The organism is Streptomyces sp. NPDC059142, from assembly GCF_042755665.1.
Lineage (GTDB): Bacteria > Actinomycetota > Actinomycetes > Streptomycetales > Streptomycetaceae > Streptomyces.
This window is the reverse complement of record NZ_JBHZDA010000006.1, coordinates 47,952-66,525: the sequence shown is the minus strand read 5'-3', so window position 1 is coordinate 66,525 and position 18,574 is coordinate 47,952. Positions and strand designations below refer to the sequence as shown.

Here is an 18,574-nt window from a genome sequence, read left to right as displayed (position 1 = left end):
CGCTGTGAGTCTTTCTCTCTGTGCTGGGGGGGTGTGTGTTTTGTGTGTGAGAGTCTGGCGCGGGTGGGCGCGCCGCTCGCGCGGGGCCCGGCCCCCCCCGGCGGGCCTCAGCCGAGGAGCGCCGCGATCACCACCAGGACCGGCACCGACAGCAGGGTGGAGAGCAGGATCGACTCCCGCGCCAGCCGCTCGGCGACCCGGTAGCGCGAGGCGTACGTGTAGAGGTTCTGCGCCGCGGGCAGCGCCGAGGTCACCACGACGTCGAGCAGCGCGGCCCCGTGCAGCCCGAACACCAGGGAGCCCAGCGCCCACGCGGCGGCGGGCTGTCCGACGGACTTCAGCGCGGCGGAGAGCAGCACGGGGTGACGGTCAGAGCCGCGCCCCGGCAGCGTCGAGCCGCACAGCGAGATCCCGAACGCCAGCAGGACGGCCGGGACGGACATGTTGCCGATCAGCAGCAGCGGATCGAGCACCGGACCCGGCACCGTCCACCCCAGGGCCGCGAAGGCCACCCCGCACAGCGAGCTGGCGCCGATCGGATTGCGCAGCGGTGTCGTCAGCCGCTGCCAGAGCGGCAGCTTCTCGCCCGGCTGCGAGAGATCGAGCACCGTCAGCGCGATCGGCGTCATCACCAACTGCTGGAAGAGCAGGACGGGCGCCACGAGCGAGGCGTCCCCGAGGACGTACACGGCGATGGGGATGCCGAGATTCCCCGCGTTGACATAGCTGGAGCAGAGCGCCCCGATCGTGGTCCGCCCGAGGTCCCAGCGGCGGATCAGCGCGACCGCCACGAAGGCCCCGGCCGCGACGGCCGTACTGATCGCCGTGATCAGCAGCCGGCTGGAGAGGACGACCGAGAGATCGGCCCGCGCGAGCGTGGTGAACAGCAGGGCGGGCGTGGCCACGTGGAAGGCCAGCTTGGTCAGGACCTCGCGGCCGTTGTCGCCGAGATATCTGCGCCGCCCGATCACATAGCCGACCCCGATGACCACGGCGATGACGGCGAAACCGGTCAGTACTCCCTGCACGGCATGTCCCCGTCATGGATCGGCGCGGACGACGGCGGTGGAGCACATAGATGGGTCATGCAGCCAACCCTCCCGAGGAACATCACTCCAGGTCAACGTGGGCTGCCTCACCCCGCTCCGGAGATTGTGGGAACGGTGGACGGTCTCAGCAGGGGCCGACGCCGGGACCGGTGCCGGGTCCCGCTCCCGGGCCGGTGCCGCCCGTCGGCCCGCGCCCTTCGCGGCCGTCCTCCTCACGCCCGTCCTCCTCGCGCCCGTCCCCTTCGCGCCCGCGCTCCTCGTGCCCGTGCCCGCGCCCGTCCCCCTCCGCCCCGTCCAGTTGGCCGCGGGTGCCGGTGAGGCGCAGCACCCGCTCCAGCGACGGCCGGCGCTCCGTCAGCACGAGACGCACACCGTCGGACTCGGCCAGACGCCGGATCACCAGCAGCGCCGACAGGCCCATGGAGTCGCACATCGTGAGCCCGCCGCAGTGCAGCTCCAGCCGCGCCACCCCCCGGTGGCTGCGGAGCAACTGCCGTACGGTGTCGATCACTTCGTACGACGTCTCGTAGTCCATCTCACCGTCGAGCCGCACCACGACGGTGTCGGCCGCCGGGGTGGTCACGACGACGGCCAGCGGATCCGGCGGGGTGGCGGTCATCCGGGCCGCCCGGGGGAGCCGACCGGCCGGCGGGCGGCGCGCGCACCGGGGGAGCGGGTACGGGTCATGCCGTGTACATGCCCGGTCCGTCTCCTCCCACCGCGTCGAGCCGGTCGGGGCGCGGCACGGTCACGGCGACGAGCGCCATGTCGTCGTGGCTCCCGGTCCCCACCCACTCGGCCGCGAGCGTCTGGACGCGCTCGACGACCGTCTCCGCCGGCAGACCCGCGCACTCGCCGAGGACCGACATCAGCCGCTCCTCGCCGAACATGCCGTCACCGCACGGCCCGCCCCTGGCCTCCGTGATCCCGTCGGAGTACAGCAGACAGGTCTCGCCCGGCCGCAGCACCGTACGGAAGGTCCGCGCGGACACCTCGGGCAGCGCCCCGATGAGGGTGCCGCTGGTCCGCGCCACCTCCACCGCGCCGTCGGACCGTACGATCAGCGGCGCGGGGTGGCCCCCGCTGGTCAGCCGCAGCTCCACGCCGTGCGCCCGGCGCGTCACCGAGGCGAGCACCAGCGTCGCGAACCGGGTGTGGTGCGAGGTGAGCAGGGCCCCGTTGAGGAGCGTCAGCAGCCGCTCGTGGTCGGGCTCCACCAGCCACAGGGCCTGGAGCGTGTGACGGATCTTGCCGGTCAGTACGGCCGCCTCCAGCCCCTTGCCGCACACGTCGCCCAGCACCGCCCGGGTCTCCCCGCCGCGGTGCTCCGCCGGGTAGAAGTCGTAGAAGTCACCGCCCACCCGCTGGTCGTCGCGGGAGGGACGGCAGCCCCCGGCGAACTCCACCCCGTCGTAGCGGTGCGGCCGGGGCGGCAGCAGATCGCGCATCAGCAGATCGGTGACGGAGGACTGCTCGGCGAGGAGCAGGGCGGCCGAGACGGCCGCACCCGCGCGGGCCGCGAAGATCCGGGCGAAGGTCTCCTCGTCCTCCGTGAACGGGTCACGGCCGGACCGGCGCAGCAGGATCAGCGCCCCCGCCGGAACCCCGTTGCCGGGCAGCGGGGTCACCACGGCCGAGCCGATCGAGCCGAACCCCTCGGGTGCCAGCCACGCCGGCGCGGCCCCCGGGGCGATCCGGTGCGAGGGCGCCGGGGGGAACCCCCGCAGCGCCTCGGCCAGACCGGGCACGTCCGCCGGGTCGGCCGTCAGCGTCGTACGGGTGACGGCGCCGCCCCGCGCGGCGCGGGCGACCGGCAGCCGGCGGCCCGTGCGGGGGCCGACCACGACCGCCGCGTCGGCGAGATGGGTGGCGGCGAGCAGCGCCGTGGTGTCCACGCAGGTACCGGCGTTACGGGAGGACAGCAGCCGGTCGGACGCCTCGGCGAGGAACGCGGTGCGCTCCCGTTCCGTGGCCAGGGCCCGCCGCGCGGCCCGGTGGTCCGTCTCGTCGCTGAGCCACCATGTCGTCAGACCGCCGGTGCCGGTCTCGGCGCAGCTCGCCCGGTACGCGCGCTCGCCCACCGCTCCGTACGCGACGCGCGCACGCCCCGCGTGTGCCTCGGCGAGCCAGTGCGGACCGCGGCGGGACAGCTCGCAGCCCGCCGTGAGACCGGGCAGCAGGGCGGCGGCAGCCGCGTTGGCCAGCCGGACCACGCCGGCCCGGTCGGCCACGATCACCGGGTGCGGGGAGGACTCCAGCGCCACGTCGCCCACGGCGGGGACGGCCGGGGAAGAGGTCTTCGGTGCATGCCTCACATAGTGGGACGCCGTGCCGCGGCACGAATCCCCTTCACCCTCTCGCTGCTTCGAGCGCATCGTCGTCGTGGGGAACCATCCCCTCCGGTACGCGGTGCGCCATCCCCGCCCGTACCGCCCGCCGGGGCCCGGGACGGCCGGACCTCGCGGGAGCATCAGCATCCCATGAACGGCCCCGGGAGAGCCGTGACCGGACCTGCCCGGACCCGGACCGGACCTGCCCGGACCGGACCTGCCCCGGAAACGGACCTGCCCCGGGACCCGCGCCCCGTTCCGTCAGTGCCGTACCAGCGCCCGGATGAGCTTGCCGCCGTCCCCGAGGAGCGTGACCGTCACGTCGGCCAGCCGCTGTACCAAGGGCCAGCCGTAGCCGCCCGGCAGCCACTCCTCGCGCCGCTGCTCCGGCGCGGGCAACCGCGAACTCGCGTCCTGGACCGCGATCTCCACCACCCCGATCCCCGCCGAGATCCGGAAGCCCGTCACCCCGCCCGCGTGCCGGATGGCGTTCGTCACCAGCTCCGACACCACCAGGAGCACATCGACCACCGCCTGCTCGGGCACGCCCGGCGCGTGCAGGTCCAGGAACGAACGCGCCAGCGCGCGCGCCTCGCTCGTACCCGCCGGGCGCGCGTCCAGCCACGACCGCGCCCCCGACACCGCGTTGTCCGCCCCGTCGTCCACCGTTGTCATGCCCGCACCCCCCGTACGCGGCTCTGGCCTTCCTGCTGATGAGTCCTGCCCGGCGCCGGCCCCGTGACACACCGCACACGGATCCCGCGCCCGGCGCAGAGCATCGCATGTTTCCCCCGGCGCGTGGACGGGTGTGCGGGAACCGGTGCGCGGGAACTCCCCCGTTCCGCCCCTCCGGTTTGGCGTAACTTCTGCGGGGGGAGCGTTCTCGCACCGCGTGCGGAACGACACTCCGGATGTCGATATGCTTCCCGCCGGGGTGACGCCGGGTGACCGGTGACACCGGGTGAGGAGGGGGTGGAGAGTGGTTGAGTTGCCCGTGGGCCTCTCGTCGCGTGCGGTACGCGGCGGCCGTACCGCCAAGGCCGTGGTCCCGCCCGCCCCGCGCGAAGGCGCCCCCGTAAGGGAGACCGCGCACGCCGTCGTCCGCGACTCCCGTTGGGCCGCCGACGCCGTCATGCTGCTCGTCGAGGACGACGCGGGGGACGCGCTGCTCGTCGAGGAGATGCTCGCCGACAGTGATCTCGGCTCCTCGCTCACGTGGTGCCAGACGCTCGCCGAGGGCCAGCGGTTCCTCGCCGACCGCACCGCCCCCGTCTGCGTCCTGCTCGACCTCCACCTCCCCGACGTCCACGGCCTCGACGCGGTCACCCGCATCCTGCGCACCGCCCCGGACGCCGCCATCGTCGTCCTCACGGGCATGGCCGAGAGCGGGACCGGCCTCTCGGCCGTGGCGACCGGAGCCCAGGACTACCTGGTCAAGGGCCGTATCGACCCGGAGGCGCTGAGCCGCGCCGTCCGCTACGCCCTCCAGCGCAAACAGGTCGAACAGGCATCCGCCGCCCTGCGCGCCAACGAACGGATGGCGCAGGAGAACGCCCGGCTGGAACGGGGCCTGCTGCCCGTGCCGCTGCTGCGCGGCGACGACTTCGAGGCCAGGGCCCGGTACGAACCGGGTCGCGTCCACGGCCTGCTCAGCGGCGACTTCTACGACGTCGTCCAGACCGAGGACGGCACCGTCCACGCGGTCATAGGCGACGTCTCCGGACACGGCGCCGCCGAGGCCGCCCTCGGGGTCTGTCTCCGCGTCGCCTGGCGCACCGCCGTCCTGTGCGGGACGCCCCCGCTGGACCGGGTACGGCTCCTGGAGGAGATCCTCGTCGCCGAACGGTCCGACCAGCACCTCTTCGCCACCGTCACCTCACTGGTCTTCCCGCCCGGCGGACGCGAGTTCCGCGTCGTACGCGCCGGCCACCCCGGTCTGCTCGTCCGCCACGGTGCCACCGTGCGCTGGGAGGAGCCCCAGGTCGGTATGGCCCTCGGGCTGCTGCCCGGCGCGGGCCGCTGGACCGAGACCACCATCCCGCTACCCCCCGGAGGCCATGTCGTGCTCTTCACCGACGGCCTCTTCGAAGGGCGTACGGGACCGACGGACCGGCTCGGCGAGGACGGGCTCCTGCGGCTGGCGCGGCTCCACGGCGAACTGCCCGCGCAGGCCTTCGTGGACGCGCTGGTCGACGGCGCCACCGAAGGGGCCGCGCCGTACGGCGGACTCGCGGACGACGTCGCCGTGCTCCACCTCGGCTGGGGTGGCGCCCGGTGACGCGGCCCCCGTCGCGGTGGCGCGCCGCGCGCGCCCGGCTCTCGGTCCAGGGATGGGTGCGGCTCATCCTGGCCTCCCTGATCCTCGTCGTCTGCGCCTGCACGGTTCTGGCCGGAGCGCTGCTGACCCGGACCAACGACCGCACCAACGAACTCGTCGACCGGATCCAGCCGGCCCGGTCCAACGCCTTCCAGCTCCAGCGGGCCCTGCTCGACCAGGAGACCGGGGTACGCGGCTTCGCGCTCACCGCCGACCCGTCGTTCCTCGCGCCCTACGACCAGGGCCGCGCCGACGAGCAGCGGTTCACCGCGCGGATGCGCGTCATCGTCGGGTCCGACCCGCAGGCCACCGCCGACCTCGACCGGCTCACCCGCGCCGCGCAGCAGTGGCGGAGCGACGAGGCCGAGCCGCTGATCGACTCCGTACGGACCATGGGCACCGTCACCGCGTCCGGGGAACGGCTCGCCGGGAACAAGGCCGCCTTCGACGAACTGCGCCGGCTCTTCACCGTCCAGCAGGGCCATCTCGAGACGGCCAGGGACCACGCGCGCGCCGAACTGAACGACGCCCGTGAGCTGCGCGACACCGTCTTCCTGGTGATCCTCGGCCTCTTCGTCGTGACGGTGGTGGGCCTCTCCGTCCTCCTGCACCGGATGGTCGGCCGGCCGCTCAACGCGCTGCGGGCCGCGACCGACGGCGTACGCGCCGGGGCGTTCGACCGGCGCATCGAGGTAGGGGGCCCCTCCGACCTGCGGGCCGTCGGCGCCGCCGTCGAGGACATGCGGCAGCGGCTGGTCGACGAGATCGCGGCGACCCGGCTGCGCGAGGACCTGCTCGCGGAACAGACCGAGGAGCTGCGCCGCTCGAACTCCGAGCTGGAGCAGTTCGCCTATGTGGCCTCGCACGACCTCCAGGAGCCGCTGCGCAAGGTCGCCTCGTTCTGCCAGTTGCTGGAGAAGCGGTACGGCGACCAGCTCGACGGCCGGGGCAAGCAGTACATCGACTTCGCCGTCGACGGTGCCAAGCGCATGCAGGTCCTCATCAACGACCTGCTGACCTTCTCCCGGGTGGGCCGGGTGAACGACGCCTGGCAGCCCGTCGAACTGGACCAGGTCCTGGACCGCGCGCTGGGCAATCTCGCGTTCGCCGTCGAGGAGTCGGGGATCACGGTCGTACGGGAGAACCCGCTGCCCCGGGTGAACGGCGACCCGACCACCCTCGCCATGCTCCTCCAGAACCTCGTCGGCAACGCGGTCAAGTTCCGCCGTCCCGACGGCCCCGGCCGGATCACCGTCGGATGCGTCGCCGAGGGCGAGGAGTGGCATCTCACCGTCACCGACAACGGGATCGGGGTCGCGCCCGAGTTCGCCGAGAAGGTCTTCGTCATCTTCCAGCGGCTGCACGCCAGGAACGAGTACGAGGGGACCGGCATCGGGCTCGCGCTCTGCCGTAAGATCGTCGAATTCCACGGAGGCCGGATCTGGTTGGAGTCCGTGCCCGAGGGCGGCACCCGTATCCACTTCACGATGCCCGTCGTCCCGGACGAGCCCGAGCCCGAATCTTCCGCCGGACCCTCCGCCTCCGCCTCCTCCTCCGCCGAGCCGACCGAGCCGCCCGACAGGGCGGTCGGCGGGCCCCGGCCACCCACCCCTCATGGAGCCGCCCTGTGAACTCGTCATCCCCGCGCGTCGAACCCATCGAGGTCCTGCTCGTCGAGGACGACGCGGGCGACGAGCTGATGACCCGCGAGGCGTTCGAGGACAACAAGATCCGCAACACCCTGCACGTGGTGCGCGACGGCGAGGAGGCCCTCGACTTCCTCTACCGGCGGGGGGTCCACGGGGACGCGCCCCGGCCGGATCTGGTCCTGCTCGACCTCAATCTGCCGAAGTACGACGGCCGCCAGGTCCTGGAGCAGATCAAGACCGACCCCGAGCTGGCGCTCATCCCCGTCGTCGTCCTCACCACCTCGTCGGCGGAGGAGGACATCCTGCGCAGTTACAAGCTGCACGCGAACGCCTACGTGACGAAACCGGTCGACCTCGACCAGTTCATCGCGGCCGTCCGCCAGATCGACGAGTTCTTCGTCACCGTGGTCCGGCTGCCCGGACGCATGCCCGGACAGGGGTGACACCTTTCACGCAACCGGTGGGCATACCGGCGGCGTGTGCGGGCATAAGGGGAACCGAGAAGGGGGTCCCCGATCGCCTCATCGGTGCGCGGGCAGGGAGCTATGAACGAACAGACCATCATCGGAACGGCCTTCACGGCCCTCGCCGACTCCGTACAGCCGCTGCGGCGGGCCGGGCAGTTCAGCGGCGAGCCCGGGTGCATCGCCGAGGCCCGGCTGCTGGCCGTGCGGTTCCTCCAGCAGCTTGAGGCCGAGTGGTTCGCCGCCCTCGGTGACCGGGCGACCGGCGATCTGCTGCTCGTCGTCAGCGAGCTGGTCACCAACGCCGAGCGGCACAGCCACGGACCGTATCTGCTGGAGCTGGAGGGCACGGACCAGCAGGTCCTGGTGACCGTGTACGACAGCAGCTCCACCCTGCCGCGCCGCTACCCGCGCGACCCCGCCCGGCTCGGCGGCCACGGGCTGGAGATCGTCCACGCCCTCGCCGACCGGCTCACCGCGGAGCGCGTCCCGGTCGGCAAGCGGGTCCAGGCCGTCTTCGACCTGACGTCCCGCCGGGTCCCCGCCTGACCCGCCCCGGCCGTACGGCGCGGTCCGGCCCCCCTCCGGATCAGCCCTCCCGGCCGAACCAGTCCAGACAGAGCACCAGCGCGTCGTCCGTCGACTCGGTCTCCCGGTAGGCCGCCAGCTCCCGCAGCACCGCGCGCGGCACCATTGCCGCCGGCAGCAGGCTCGTCGCGCTGATCGCCCGCGCCAGCGCCCGCTCCCCGTACGCCTCGCCCTGCGGCGAGACCGCCGCGTACACCCCGTCGCTGACGAAGAGCAGCCGGTCGCCGGGGAGCACCTGGAACGCCTGCGCGACGTAGTCCGACTCCTCGAACATGCCGAGCGGGAGCTGCGCGTCCAGCTCGACGCGCTCCACGGTCTTGCCGCGCTGCCGCCACAGCTCGGGCGACCCCGCGTCCACGGCCTCCACCCGCCCCGTCGCGAGCTCGAAACGGAGCAGCAGCGTCGACACGTACGAGGCGCCCCGGTGCTGCTCGTACAGCGCCTGGTCGGCCAGCGCCGCCTGGTCGGCGATGCCGATGCCCGCCCGGCGCGCGTTGCGCAGCGCGTTGACGGCGAGATTGGTCAGCAGGGACGCCTGGATGCCCTCGCCCATCCCGTTGGTCACCGCGAGCGTCAGCTCGGTCGCGTCGGCCGCCCAGTCGAAGTTGTCACCGTGGATCGCGTACGCGGGTTCGAGCTGCGCGCCGATCGCGTACTCCCGGGCGGTGCAGGCGCGGGCCGGGAGCAGCTCCCACTGCATCTCGGCCGCCAGGGTCAGCCGGCTCGCCCTGCGCGCCCGCTGGTAGAGGTCCGTGTCCCGCTCGGCCACCAGGATCTCGTGGCCCAGCAGATCGGCGACCTGGGTGAGATCGTCGACGGTCTCCGGGGTGGACAGACCGCTGGGCAGCCGGACCGTGAGGATGCCGAGCCGTTCGCCGCGCACCGTGACCGGGAGGTGGTGGTCCACCGCGTCGCGGTGCCTGACCTCCTGCTCACGCGGTTCCTGGCTGCCGAACGCGCGGCCCTCCGGGGTGTTGTGCAGCGACAGGCCCTCGGCGGCCGGCGCCAGGGGGTCGTCGACCGTACGGAGCACCGTGAGCGCGTAGTCCGCGAGGTACAGGGTGACGGAGGCCGCTCCGTACGCCGTCGCGAGCGCGCCGCGCAACGTGCCCACCAGGTCGTGCGGCGCCGCCGCGCGGACCGCTCTTTCCACATCCGCGAGTAGAGTCACTGTCGTTCAGCTTTCCTCGAAGGGCCGGTTCGGTCCGGGGTCGGTCCGGGCTGACAAAAGGCAACGCCGGATGAAAGGGTGGATCGATGTCCCGTTCCACCGGTCAGCCGCGCCGTCGCGAGCAGGTCGCCGAGGCCGCCTGTGCCGCCTCGGAACTGCTCGAAGTTCTGTGGGGGCGTGGCCAGGAGGCCGCCCCGTCGGGTCCGGTCCCGCCGTCCCAGCTACGGGCCCTTCTCGTCATCGAAGCCCACGAGGGCGTCAATCTGCGGACCCTGGGCGAGGCGCTCGGGTCGCGTCCCTCCTCCGTGAGCAGGCTCTGCGACCGGATGGAGGCCATGGGGCTGGTGACCCGCTGCCAGAGCCGTGCGAGCCGGCGCGAGGTCGAGCTGCGGCTGAGCCTGCGCGGCCACCAGGTGCTGGACGAGTACCGCGCCTTCCGCACCCGTGAGGTGGGGCTGGTGCTGGAGCGGATGGAGCCCTCGGACGTGCTGATGCTCGCGGCGGGGCTGGACGCCTTCCGTGCCGCGGCGAGCGGGGGTACGGCGGCGGAGACGGCCGAGACCCCGCTGCGCGGCCATGTGGCGGACAGCGCATAGCTTCATTGGGGCCCCCTTCCCGGCACCGACGCGTTACTCTCCGCGCAGAGCGCTTGTGCGGAAGCAGTGAACAGATTGTTGCGCACCGGAGAATGTTGTCAAATGGCAACGATCACTTCTATTGTTGTGCGACACCTGACCTCTAGGCCCACGAAGGATTCCTGTGCAACCTCATCACGGCGCGGGTCGGGCCTTGGGGCTGGCCACGAGCCGGAACGGCGACGCGGCCGTGGTCGCCGTCAGCGGTGATCTCGATCTGGAGAACATCGCCCCGCTCACCATCGCGCTGGCCGAGGCGGGCGAGACCGTCGCGGGCCCCGTCGTGGTGGATCTGTCCCGTGTCTCCTTCGCGGACTCCACCACGGTGAACGTGCTCCTCCAGGCCCATGGCGCGCTGGGCCCGAGGCTGCGGCTCGCGCAGCCCTCCTCCGCCGTCCAGCGTCTCTTCGAGGTCATCGGGCTGGAGCAGGCCCTGCCGGTGTACGGCACGATCGAGGCCGCGCTCGCCTCCGAGGGCCCGGCGCACGCACCCGGCGAGGGGACCGGCGCGGCGGGCTGACACCGCCCCGGCGGCCGGGCCTGCCCGGCCTTCGGCGGGAGCGGCGGCCCGGCCTTCCGAGGCGGCGCCCCGCATGTCTGCGGGAGCGGCGCCCCGGCCCGCGGAGGCGGCGGCGGTTCTCTCAGAGGTAGCGGCGGATGGGGGCGACCGCCCCCTCCAGCACACGCCGCCCCACGGAGCGCCGCTTCCACCGGCCCGGCTCGATCAGCCCGCTCACCCGCAGGTCCTCGTCGAAGTCGGCGTCCAGGACGGCGGTGAACTCCTCGTCGAGCACCGCGAGCATGACCTCCTCGTCATGGTCCAGGGAGCGCCGGTTGAAGTTGCTGGACCCGACGAGCGCCGCCGTCCCGTCCACGGTGATCACCTTGGCGTGCATCATCGTGGGTTGGTACTCCCAGATCCGTACCCCGCACGCCAGCAGTTCCTCGTAGTGGCTCTGCCCGGCCAGCGCGCACACCCGCTTGTCCGTGTGCGGCCCCGGCAGCAGGATCTCCACCTCCACCCCGCGCGCCGCCGCCCGGCAGAGCAGATCCACGAAGTACGGGTCGGGCGCGAAGTAGGCCGTGGCCAGCCGCAGCCGCTTCTGCGCCGACTCGATCACCACCCGCATCAGGGTCTGCATGTCCTGCCAGCCGAAGCTGGCGGAGCCGCGCACGATCTGCACGGCTGCGCCGCCGCGGGGCGGGTGGTCGACGAAGCGGTCCCGCTCGTCGAAGAGCGTGTCGTGGCACTCCGCCCAGTTCTGCGAGAACGCGGCGGCCATCCCGTCCACGGCCGGACCCCGTACCCGTACATGGGTGTCACGCCACTCGTGCTCGTTCCTGGCGTCGCCGCACCACTCCTCGGCGATCCCCACCCCGCCGGTGTACGCGGTCGACTCGTCCACCACCAGGACCTTCCGGTGGCAGCGGTGGTTCTGCTTGAGCGGGGTGATCCACAGCGGCTTGCGGAACCAGGCCACCGCGACCCCGGCGTCCGTCATCTCCTTCAGCAGCCCGCGTTCGATCAGCCGGCTGCCGAAACCGTCCAGCAGGAGCCGCACCCGTATCCCCGCGCGGGCCCGGTCGGCGAGCGCCCCGGCGAACTCCGCGGCGATGTCCCCGCGCCAGTAGACGAAGGTCATCATGTCGACGGTGTGCTCGGCGGCCCGGATACTGGCCAGCATCGCGGCGAAGATCTGGTCGCCGTTGCGCAGCCTGAGGAGCTCGTTGCCCTCGGTCGCGGCGATCCCGGTCAGCCGTTCGAGCCTGCGGCGCAGTGCCCGGGAGCCCTCGGCCGGGGTGGCCACGGCGGGTGCCGCCACGGCCGAGGCCGCGGCGGGTGCGTCCGGAGCGGGCACCGGGGCGGTGGGCTCCGGCGGCTCCTGGCAGACCGTCATCGGACCCTCGGTCCGGGGAGCGCGCGGGGTGGCGCGGGATGAGTCATGTGCACGGACGTGCCTTCCGTCGTCGGATGGTGGTGCGGGCGGCGCGCGTGGTGCGGCCCGCACACCGGGGCGCCGCCGTCCGCCGTGCTCGCGTATGCCCCGGCCGGTGCAGATCATGTGCCCCCATAGCGGACTTCCTGTGCGAGTCGGCGACAACAAGGTGCACTCCAACACTCTTCGAGTGTGATTGCTGGGGTAAACGACGGCAGGAGACAGCCGCACCCACAGACGAACGACGGGGTGAGTCCGATGCAACAACCGTCCATGAGCGACACCCAGCCCCACGACCATGTCGAATGGGCGCTGCGCCCGGAGCTGGCGGCCGAGGCGCGAGAGGCGGCCTACGGGTTTCTGGCCGGTCTCTCCCCGGAGCCCTCCGAGCACACCTCCCAGAATGTGGTCCTGCTGGTGTCCGAGCTGGTGACGAACGCGATCCGGCACGCGGGCGAGGTGACCTCTTTGCATCTGCGTGCGGACCGTCGCAGTCTGCAGATCGTGGTGCACGATCCGAACCCCGCCCCGCCGCAGGACCGCAGCCCCGACCTCACCGGCAGGACCGGCGGCTTCGGCTGGCCGATGATCCAGCGCCTGGCCGAGAAGGTCACCGTCCGTCCGCGCCCGGAGGGCGGCAAGAGCATCCGCGCCGTCCTCACGCGGTAGCGCGCGCGGGCGCGGGGAGCACACCCGGTTTTCCTGCCACCGGGGGTGCGCATCCTCCCGGGGACGAAGGAGTGGGATGCGCGGGACGAACGGCACCGGCACGGCTGTCACGGTACGCGGCGGGTGCGCGGTCCTGGCCGCGGCGGCGCTCTCGCTGACGGCGGGGTGCGACGGTGGTACGCCGCCTCCGGCGCCCGGCGGCGGGCCCGTCACGGCGACGGTCACGGTCCCCGCGCCGGCGGCGGCCGGCCGTACGGACCCCGGAGCCTGCGCGGACGCCGACTGCGAGGTGGAACTGGCGGCGGGGGACACCGTCCGCTTCGACCGCGGCGACGGGCCCGGCCGCTTCACGATCACCCGCGTGGACGGGGCGGACGCGAGCTGGGAGCTGCCGGGGTCGCGGCACTGCGGGGCGTCGGGCCCCGGGAACATCCGGGTGCGCGGGGACGACGGCGGCTGCGTGGGCACGGTCGGCGCGGGGACGACGCTCAGCGCCGAGGGCGTCACGGTGACCTTCGTCGGGATCGGGGTGTCGACCGTACGCGTACGCCTGACACCGGGCCCGTAGGCGGGGTACCGCCGAGGGCGGCGACATGGGGCCGCCGGAAGGGCTCAGACGGCCGTGAGCACGATCTTGCCCTGGATGTGCCCTCGGGCGGCGCGTTCGTGCGCGGCCCGGGCGTCCGTGAGCGCGAAGGTGCTGTCGATCGCGACCCGGACCGTGCCCGCGTCGAGCAGGCGTCCCAGCTCGGCGAGTTGCGCGCCGTTCGAGCGGACCTGGGTGCCCGTGACGGTGACGCCCAGCCTCGCGGTCTCCTCGTCGTCGAACTCGCCGAAGAACACGGGGAACTGGGAGCCGCCGCGCTTGAGTGTGCGCAGGAGCCGGCTGCTGTGGGGGCCGCCGACGGTGTCGAGGACGACATCGACGTCGCGTACGACCTCCTCGGGACGGCTCCTGGTGTAGTCGACGAACTCGTCGGCGCCGAGCGCCCTCAGGAACGACTCGTGCGCGCCGGACGCCACCGCGACGACCCGTGCCCCCTTCCATTTCGCGAGCTGGAGCGCGAAGTGCCCCACGCCGCCCGCGGCGCCGTTGACGAGCACCGTCGTGGAGGCGTCGAGCGGGACCGGGCGATGGGGCGCGGCCTGGAAGGGCGAGGGGTGATCGTGTCCCCGCTCGATCAGGAACTGCCACGCGGTGAGCCCGGCCATGGGCGCCCCGGCGGCGTGCACATGGCCGATGCCGGCCGGCTTGCGTGCGAGGTCCGACGCGGGCGCGGCCACGTACTCGGCATAGGCGTTGCCGCCGAAGCCGGGGAAGCGGAGGAGGCCGAAGACCTCGTCACCGACGGAGAGGCTGTCCACATCGGCGGCGACGGCCTCGACGACGCCCGACAGATCCGTTCCCGGGATCACGGGCAGGTCGAAGGCCGGCCTGGTCTCCGGAGGCAGGTTGGACATCCCGTCGCGCAGGTACCAGTCCGGGGGGTTGACGCCGACCGCGTGTACGCGGACGAGCACCTCGCCCGGTCCCGGCTCGGGAACCGGCACCTCCTCGTCGCGCAGAACCTCCGGGCCGCCGTGCTCGTGGATCCTGATCGCCCTCATCGTGTGTGCCGGCATCGTTCGCTCCTGTCCGTGTGCCCGCGCCGCGGGATAGACTTTCCGGATCAGTGGTCCAGATAAACGAACCACTGATCCGAATATATGGACCACTGATCCGGATAGTCAACCGATCCGGAGAGCCAAGGGGGCGAGATGCGGGCCGACGCCAGGAAGAACCGCGAACACCTGCTCGCGGTGGCGGGCGCCGCCATCGGCGAACAGGGTGTCGACGTGTCCCTGCGCGACATCGCGCGCCGGGCCGATGTCGGGCTCGCGACGCTGCTGCGCCACTTCCCGACCCGTGAGGCGCTGCTCGACGCCCTCCTCCGTACGAGCTTCGACGGGATGGCGGTGCGCGCGGCCGGCCTCGAAGCGTCCGGCGAGCCCGGAGAGGCCCTGGTCTCCTGGCTGCGTGACTGCGTCGTGTGGACGACCGACTACCGGGGGGTGACCGTGCTGATGGCGGCCGCCATCGAGGACCCCGGGTCCGCGCTCCACGCTTCGTGCGTCACCCTGCGCGCGGCCGGGGCGCGGCTTCTCGTCCGTGCCCAGGCCGCGGGTGTGGCGCGCGACGACATCGACGGCGCCGATCTGTTCGCGCTGGTGGCGGCGCTCGCCTGGCTCGGTGACCAGCCCTCGCTCGCGCCGCGCGCCGACCGCCTCTTCGGGGTCGTCGCGAGCGCGATCCTGACGGGCGCGGGCGGTGGCGACGTCGAGGGGGCGCCGCCCTCGGACCGTAGCTGAGCCCCCTCGCATCCCCCTCACCCCTCCCGCACCTCTTGTCGCGCGGACGGCTCGGCCCTACGATGCATAGCCGGGTCATGAAACGTTTCAATCCTGGGGGGACGCGATGGGCATGGGCTGGACACGCCGGGGTCTGCTGCACACCTCCGCGCTGGGGGCCGGGCTCCTCACCGGGGTGGCCATGGGCTCCCCGGCCGCCGCCGCCCCCGCGCCGGGCGGACTGGCCGGGCGGCTCCGTATCGTCTCCGCCACCGTCGAGTACGCCGAGCAGGTCCTCGGCACCGATGCCGCCGCCCCGCTGCTGTCCTGGGTGCTCGACGGCGGCCGGGGCGCGCGGCAGAGCGCGTACCGGATCCGGGCCGCGGCCGACCCCCGCGCCCTCGCGGCCGGCCGCGAACTCCTCTGGGACAGCGGGCGCGTGGCCTCGGACCGCACCGTCGCCGTGCCCTACGCGGGCCCCGCGCTGAAGCCCCGCACCCGCTGCCACTGGCAGGTCCGCGTCTGGGACGCCGAAGGGCGCGCCTCGGCGTGGAGCGCCCCCGGCTGGTGGGAGACCGCGCTCGGTACGGAGCCGTGGCACGCCCGGTGGATAGGCGCCGACCGGCCCGCCGCGCCGCCCGGCCTCGACGGCGCGTCCTGGATCTGGACGGCGGGGGCGACCACGGGCGGCGCCCCGGTCGGACCGCGCTGGTTCCGCGGCTCCCTCGGGGTTCCCGGGGGTGCGGAGATCACCCGGGCCACCCTCGTCGCCACCGCCGACGACGACTTCACCCTCCATCTGAACGGCCACCCCGTTCTGCATACCCCCGAGCAGGTGGACGTCTGGCGCACCGGCAGGGCCGCCGACGTCACCGCCGCCGTCCGCGAGGCGGCCGGCGGCACGGTCGTCCTCGCCGCGGTCGCCACCAACCGCGGCGGGGCCGCCGCCAATCCGGCCGGACTGCTCGGGCGGCTGCTGGTCGAGACCGCCGACGGCGCCACGCGTCAACTGACCACCGGAGAAGGCTGGCGCGCCACCGACACCGAGCAACCAGGCTGGGAACAGGCCGAGTTCGACGACACCGGCTGGACGGCCGCCACCGTGCTCGCGCCCTACGGCCAGGGACCGTGGGGGAGCGGGGTCTCCGTCGAAGTGCCGGAGACGCCCGCGCCCCTGCTGCGCCGCGCGTTCACCGTACGCAAACCCGTCAGCCGCGCCCGTCTCTACATCAGCGGACTGGCCTACTACGTCGCTGAGTTGAACGGGAAACGGGTCGGGACCCAGGTGCTCGACCCGGCCTTCACGGACTACGACGAGACCGTGCTGTACGCGGTGCACGATGTGACGGAGCTGCTGAAGCGCGGCGACAACGCGATCGGGGTCACCCTCGGCCGCGGCTTCTACGGCATGACCACCCCCAACGTGTGGAACTGGCACCGGCCCCCGTGGCACGGCGAACCACGGCTGCTGTGCCGGCTGGAGGCGGACCACCCCGACGGCTCCCGCACCACCGTCGTCTCCGACACCGACTGGCGCCTCACCGAGGGCCCCACCCTCACCAACTCCCTCTACGCGGGGGAGACCTACGACGCCCGGCTGGCCCCGGCCGACTGGACCCTGCCCGGCTTCGACGACAGCTCCTGGCGCCATCCGGCCGAGCAGACCGCGCCCCGGGGCACCCTGCGCGCCCAGCCGCACGACCCCATCGAGGTCGTCGCGACCCACACCCCCACCGCGATCACCGAACACGCCCCCGGGGTGTACGTCGTGGACATGGGCCGTACGACGGCGGGCTGGACCCGGCTGAGCGTACGGGCCCCGGCCGGCACCGTCGTCTCCCTGGTCCACGGCGAGAAACTGAAGGAGGACGGCTCCGTCCACGCCGAGACCGGGCATGTTCCCGGCCGCTTCCAGCGTGACGAGTACATCTGCGCGGGCGGGGGCGCCACCGAGGTGTGGGAACCGTCGTTCTCGTACAAAGGCTTCCGGTACGTACAGATCAGCGGGTTGCCGGCCCGTCCGCGCCCGGCCGACGCGGTGGCCAGGACCGTCCATACGGACGTGGCGGAGGTCAGCGGTTTCGACTGCTCCGAGCCGTTCTACGAACAGCTCGACCGGGCGATGCGCCGCACCCTGCTCAACAACCTGCACGGGATACCCACCGACACCCCGATGTACGAGAAGAACGGCTGGACCGGTGACGCCCATCTCGGCGCGCCCGTCATGGAGTACGCCTTCGGGGTGCACCGCTTCCTCACCAAGTGGCTCGGCGACCTGGCGGACAGCCAGAACCCCGACGGGCAACTGCCGGTGATCGTCCCCAGCGGCGGCTGGGGCTACGGCGACCTCGGCCCCTCGCCCGAGTGGACGACCGTATATCCGTTCCTGGTACGGGAGATGTACCGGATCTACGGCGACGACCGGGTGGCCCGGGAGCACTGGACGACCCTGACCCGCTATCTGGACTGGGAGTTGACGCGGCTGGTCGACGGACTCGCGATCACCGCGCTCGGCGACTACCTGCCGCCCGGCTACGGCGGCAACCCGCCCGAGGACACCCGGCTGACCGCGACCGCGTATCTGCACCGCGCCCTCGTCCAGACGGCCGAGATGGGCGAACTGCTGGGCCACGACGGGACGGCGGCGCGCTACCGGAGCGCGGCCGACGGTCTCAGGAGCGCCTTCAACGCGGCCTTCCTCGACCCCTCCGGCCACTACAGAACGGCGAAGGACCCCGGCTACCGCCAGACGTCCAACGCCCTCCCGCTGGCCTTCGGACTGGTCCCGGCCGGCGCCCGCGCATCGGTCGTCGACAGCCTCGTCGCGGACATCACCGCACGCGGCGACCACCTCAACACCGGGGCGCTCGGCACCAGCGTGCTGCTGCGCGTCCTGTGCGCCCACGGTCACCCCGAGGTGGCGCACGCCCTCGCCACCCAGCGCACCTACCCGAGCTGGGGCCACTGGTTCGACAACGGCGCCGACACCATGTGGGAGATGTGGCCCGTCGACTCACGCTCGCGCGACCACTACTTCCAGGGCACGGTCGTCCAGTGGCTGTACGAGAACGTGGCCGGGCTGCGCCCCGGGGACGCGGGCTACCGCACCTTCACCGTACGGCCCGACGGCCGGACCGGTGTCACCTGGGCCCGCACCTGGATCCGTACCGTCCGGGGCGAGGCGGCGGTGGCCTGGTCGGCGGTCGGCGGCGCGCTGCGGCTCTCCGTCCGCGTCCCCGTCGGCGCCACGGCGGAGATCCATGTACCGGCCGACCACCGCGACCAGGTCACGGCGCCCGGCGGCGCCGCGTATCTGCGGACGGAGCCGGGGTTCGTGGTCCACCGGGTGGGCCACGGCGCCTGGGACTTCGTGGGGCGCGCCTGATGGGAGCACTCCCCGGATGACGACGGCAGCGGCGCCCGCACCGGCGGTCTGC

General features: G+C 73.1%; 17 protein-coding genes. 10 read left to right on the top strand and 7 right to left on the bottom strand.

The annotated features are described in order from the left end of the window. Positions 1 to 107 precede the first annotated feature (107 nt). The 4 genes from ACFXPK_RS04480 to ACFXPK_RS04465 all read right to left on the bottom strand — a co-directional run bounded on the left by ACFXPK_RS04480 (position 108) and on the right by ACFXPK_RS04465 (position 4,054). Positions 108 to 1,028, bottom strand: a complete 921-nt coding sequence (locus tag ACFXPK_RS04480; RefSeq protein ID WP_385006969.1) for an AEC family transporter — start codon at positions 1,026 to 1,028, stop codon at positions 108 to 110. A gap of 145 nt (positions 1,029 to 1,173) precedes the next feature. Beyond that, on the bottom strand, positions 1,174 to 1,668 hold the full coding sequence (locus ACFXPK_RS04475) for an STAS domain-containing protein (RefSeq protein WP_385071528.1): 495 nt from the start codon (positions 1,666 to 1,668) through the stop codon (positions 1,174 to 1,176). Between the two features lie 64 nt (positions 1,669 to 1,732). Continuing rightward, the gene (locus tag ACFXPK_RS04470; protein ID WP_385071525.1) at positions 1,733 to 3,424 is read right to left on the bottom strand and encodes a PP2C family protein-serine/threonine phosphatase; all 1,692 of its coding nucleotides are present in this window, start codon (positions 3,422 to 3,424) and stop codon (positions 1,733 to 1,735) included. A 216-nt stretch (positions 3,425 to 3,640) separates the two neighbouring features. Then, positions 3,641 to 4,054 carry an ATP-binding protein gene (locus ACFXPK_RS04465; RefSeq protein WP_385071522.1) on the bottom strand — a complete coding sequence of 138 codons (414 nt, stop codon included), beginning with the start codon at positions 4,052 to 4,054 and terminating at the stop codon, positions 3,641 to 3,643. 457 nt (positions 4,055 to 4,511) lie between these two features. Here ACFXPK_RS04465 and ACFXPK_RS04460 point away from each other — a divergent pair, with 457 nt between their 5' ends. The 4 genes from ACFXPK_RS04460 (at position 4,512) to ACFXPK_RS04445 (ending at position 8,358) form a co-directional block, all read left to right on the top strand. Next, complete coding sequence (locus tag ACFXPK_RS04460; RefSeq protein WP_385071624.1) at positions 4,512 to 5,657, top strand: PP2C family protein-serine/threonine phosphatase; 1,146 nt, start codon at positions 4,512 to 4,514, stop codon at positions 5,655 to 5,657. After that, positions 5,654 to 7,327 carry an ATP-binding protein gene (locus tag ACFXPK_RS04455; protein ID WP_385071519.1) on the top strand — a complete coding sequence of 558 codons (1,674 nt, stop codon included), beginning with the start codon at positions 5,654 to 5,656 and terminating at the stop codon, positions 7,325 to 7,327. The genes ACFXPK_RS04460 and ACFXPK_RS04455 overlap by 4 nt, the downstream gene beginning before the upstream one ends. Beyond that, positions 7,324 to 7,788, top strand: a complete 465-nt coding sequence (locus tag ACFXPK_RS04450; RefSeq protein ID WP_384992842.1) for a response regulator — start codon at positions 7,324 to 7,326, stop codon at positions 7,786 to 7,788. Before ACFXPK_RS04455 ends, ACFXPK_RS04450 begins: the two co-directional genes overlap by 4 nt. 102 nt (positions 7,789 to 7,890) lie before the next feature. Continuing rightward, complete coding sequence (locus tag ACFXPK_RS04445; RefSeq protein WP_384992840.1) at positions 7,891 to 8,358, top strand: ATP-binding protein; 468 nt, start codon at positions 7,891 to 7,893, stop codon at positions 8,356 to 8,358. 40 nt (positions 8,359 to 8,398) lie between these two features. Here the strand turns inward: ACFXPK_RS04445 and ACFXPK_RS04440 are convergent, their stop codons facing one another. Further along, positions 8,399 to 9,550 (bottom strand): PP2C family protein-serine/threonine phosphatase, encoded by a 1,152-nt coding sequence (locus ACFXPK_RS04440; protein WP_384992838.1) that lies wholly within the window; start codon positions 9,548 to 9,550, stop codon positions 8,399 to 8,401. A gap of 104 nt (positions 9,551 to 9,654) precedes the next feature. Here ACFXPK_RS04440 and ACFXPK_RS04435 point away from each other — a divergent pair, with 104 nt between their 5' ends. Beyond that, on the top strand, positions 9,655 to 10,164 hold the full coding sequence (locus ACFXPK_RS04435; protein WP_384992835.1) for a MarR family winged helix-turn-helix transcriptional regulator: 510 nt from the start codon (positions 9,655 to 9,657) through the stop codon (positions 10,162 to 10,164). Between the two features lie 163 nt (positions 10,165 to 10,327). Continuing rightward, positions 10,328 to 10,723 carry an STAS domain-containing protein gene (locus ACFXPK_RS04430; RefSeq protein WP_384992832.1) on the top strand — a complete coding sequence of 132 codons (396 nt, stop codon included), beginning with the start codon at positions 10,328 to 10,330 and terminating at the stop codon, positions 10,721 to 10,723. 121 nt (positions 10,724 to 10,844) lie between these two features. On the opposite strand, the gene ACFXPK_RS04425 is transcribed toward ACFXPK_RS04430, so the two are convergent. Further along, the gene (locus ACFXPK_RS04425; RefSeq protein ID WP_385071514.1) at positions 10,845 to 12,101 is read right to left on the bottom strand and encodes a phosphatidylserine/phosphatidylglycerophosphate/cardiolipin synthase family protein; all 1,257 of its coding nucleotides are present in this window, start codon (positions 12,099 to 12,101) and stop codon (positions 10,845 to 10,847) included. Positions 12,102 to 12,413: 312 nt separating this feature from the next. On the opposite strand from ACFXPK_RS04425, the gene ACFXPK_RS04420 reads away from it, so the two are divergent. Together ACFXPK_RS04420 and ACFXPK_RS04415 are read left to right on the top strand one after the other, a co-directional pair. Beyond that, positions 12,414 to 12,809 carry an ATP-binding protein gene (locus tag ACFXPK_RS04420; RefSeq protein WP_384992826.1) on the top strand — a complete coding sequence of 132 codons (396 nt, stop codon included), beginning with the start codon at positions 12,414 to 12,416 and terminating at the stop codon, positions 12,807 to 12,809. Between the two features lie 76 nt (positions 12,810 to 12,885). Next, a complete protein-coding gene (locus tag ACFXPK_RS04415; protein ID WP_385071511.1) occupies positions 12,886 to 13,377 on the top strand; it encodes a hypothetical protein in 492 nt (163 codons plus the stop codon). Positions 13,378 to 13,421: 44 nt separating this feature from the next. Here the strand turns inward: ACFXPK_RS04415 and ACFXPK_RS04410 are convergent, their stop codons facing one another. Beyond that, entirely contained in the window at positions 13,422 to 14,432 is a 1,011-nt protein-coding gene (locus tag ACFXPK_RS04410; RefSeq protein ID WP_385071508.1) for an NADP-dependent oxidoreductase, read from the bottom strand. A 135-nt stretch (positions 14,433 to 14,567) separates the two neighbouring features. Between ACFXPK_RS04410 and ACFXPK_RS04405 the strand changes: the two genes are divergently transcribed. Together ACFXPK_RS04405 and ACFXPK_RS04400 are read left to right on the top strand one after the other, a co-directional pair. Beyond that, complete coding sequence (locus ACFXPK_RS04405; RefSeq protein WP_385071506.1) at positions 14,568 to 15,158, top strand: TetR/AcrR family transcriptional regulator; 591 nt, start codon at positions 14,568 to 14,570, stop codon at positions 15,156 to 15,158. A gap of 112 nt (positions 15,159 to 15,270) precedes the next feature. Next, positions 15,271 to 18,522: a family 78 glycoside hydrolase catalytic domain gene (locus tag ACFXPK_RS04400; RefSeq protein ID WP_385071503.1), complete on the top strand. Its 3,252-nt coding sequence runs from the start codon at positions 15,271 to 15,273 to the stop codon at positions 18,520 to 18,522. Positions 18,523 to 18,574: the final 52 nt, after the last annotated feature.

Excerpts from the sequence above, each read along its gene's own strand:
- ACFXPK_RS04470 (WP_385071525.1), bottom strand. The coding sequence starts at position 3,424 with ATGCGCTCGAAGCAGCGAGAGGGTGAAGGGGATTCGTGCCGCGGCACG.
- ACFXPK_RS04465 (WP_385071522.1), bottom strand. The coding sequence starts at position 4,054 with ATGACAACGGTGGACGACGGGGCGGACAACGCGGTGTCGGGGGCGCGG.
- ACFXPK_RS04435 (WP_384992835.1), top strand. The coding sequence starts at position 9,655 with ATGTCCCGTTCCACCGGTCAGCCGCGCCGTCGCGAGCAGGTCGCCGAG.
- ACFXPK_RS04460 (WP_385071624.1), top strand. The coding sequence starts at position 4,512 with ATGCTGCTCGTCGAGGACGACGCGGGGGACGCGCTGCTCGTCGAGGAG.
- ACFXPK_RS04400 (WP_385071503.1), top strand. The coding sequence starts at position 15,271 with ATGGGCTGGACACGCCGGGGTCTGCTGCACACCTCCGCGCTGGGGGCC.
- ACFXPK_RS04425 (WP_385071514.1), bottom strand. The coding sequence starts at position 12,101 with ATGACGGTCTGCCAGGAGCCGCCGGAGCCCACCGCCCCGGTGCCCGCT.
- ACFXPK_RS04475 (WP_385071528.1), bottom strand. The coding sequence starts at position 1,668 with ATGACCGCCACCCCGCCGGATCCGCTGGCCGTCGTCGTGACCACCCCG.
- ACFXPK_RS04410 (WP_385071508.1), bottom strand. The coding sequence starts at position 14,432 with ATGCCGGCACACACGATGAGGGCGATCAGGATCCACGAGCACGGCGGC.
- ACFXPK_RS04420 (WP_384992826.1), top strand. The coding sequence starts at position 12,414 with ATGAGCGACACCCAGCCCCACGACCATGTCGAATGGGCGCTGCGCCCG.
- ACFXPK_RS04405 (WP_385071506.1), top strand. The coding sequence starts at position 14,568 with ATGCGGGCCGACGCCAGGAAGAACCGCGAACACCTGCTCGCGGTGGCG.
- ACFXPK_RS04445 (WP_384992840.1), top strand. The coding sequence starts at position 7,891 with ATGAACGAACAGACCATCATCGGAACGGCCTTCACGGCCCTCGCCGAC.
- ACFXPK_RS04415 (WP_385071511.1), top strand. The coding sequence starts at position 12,886 with ATGCGCGGGACGAACGGCACCGGCACGGCTGTCACGGTACGCGGCGGG.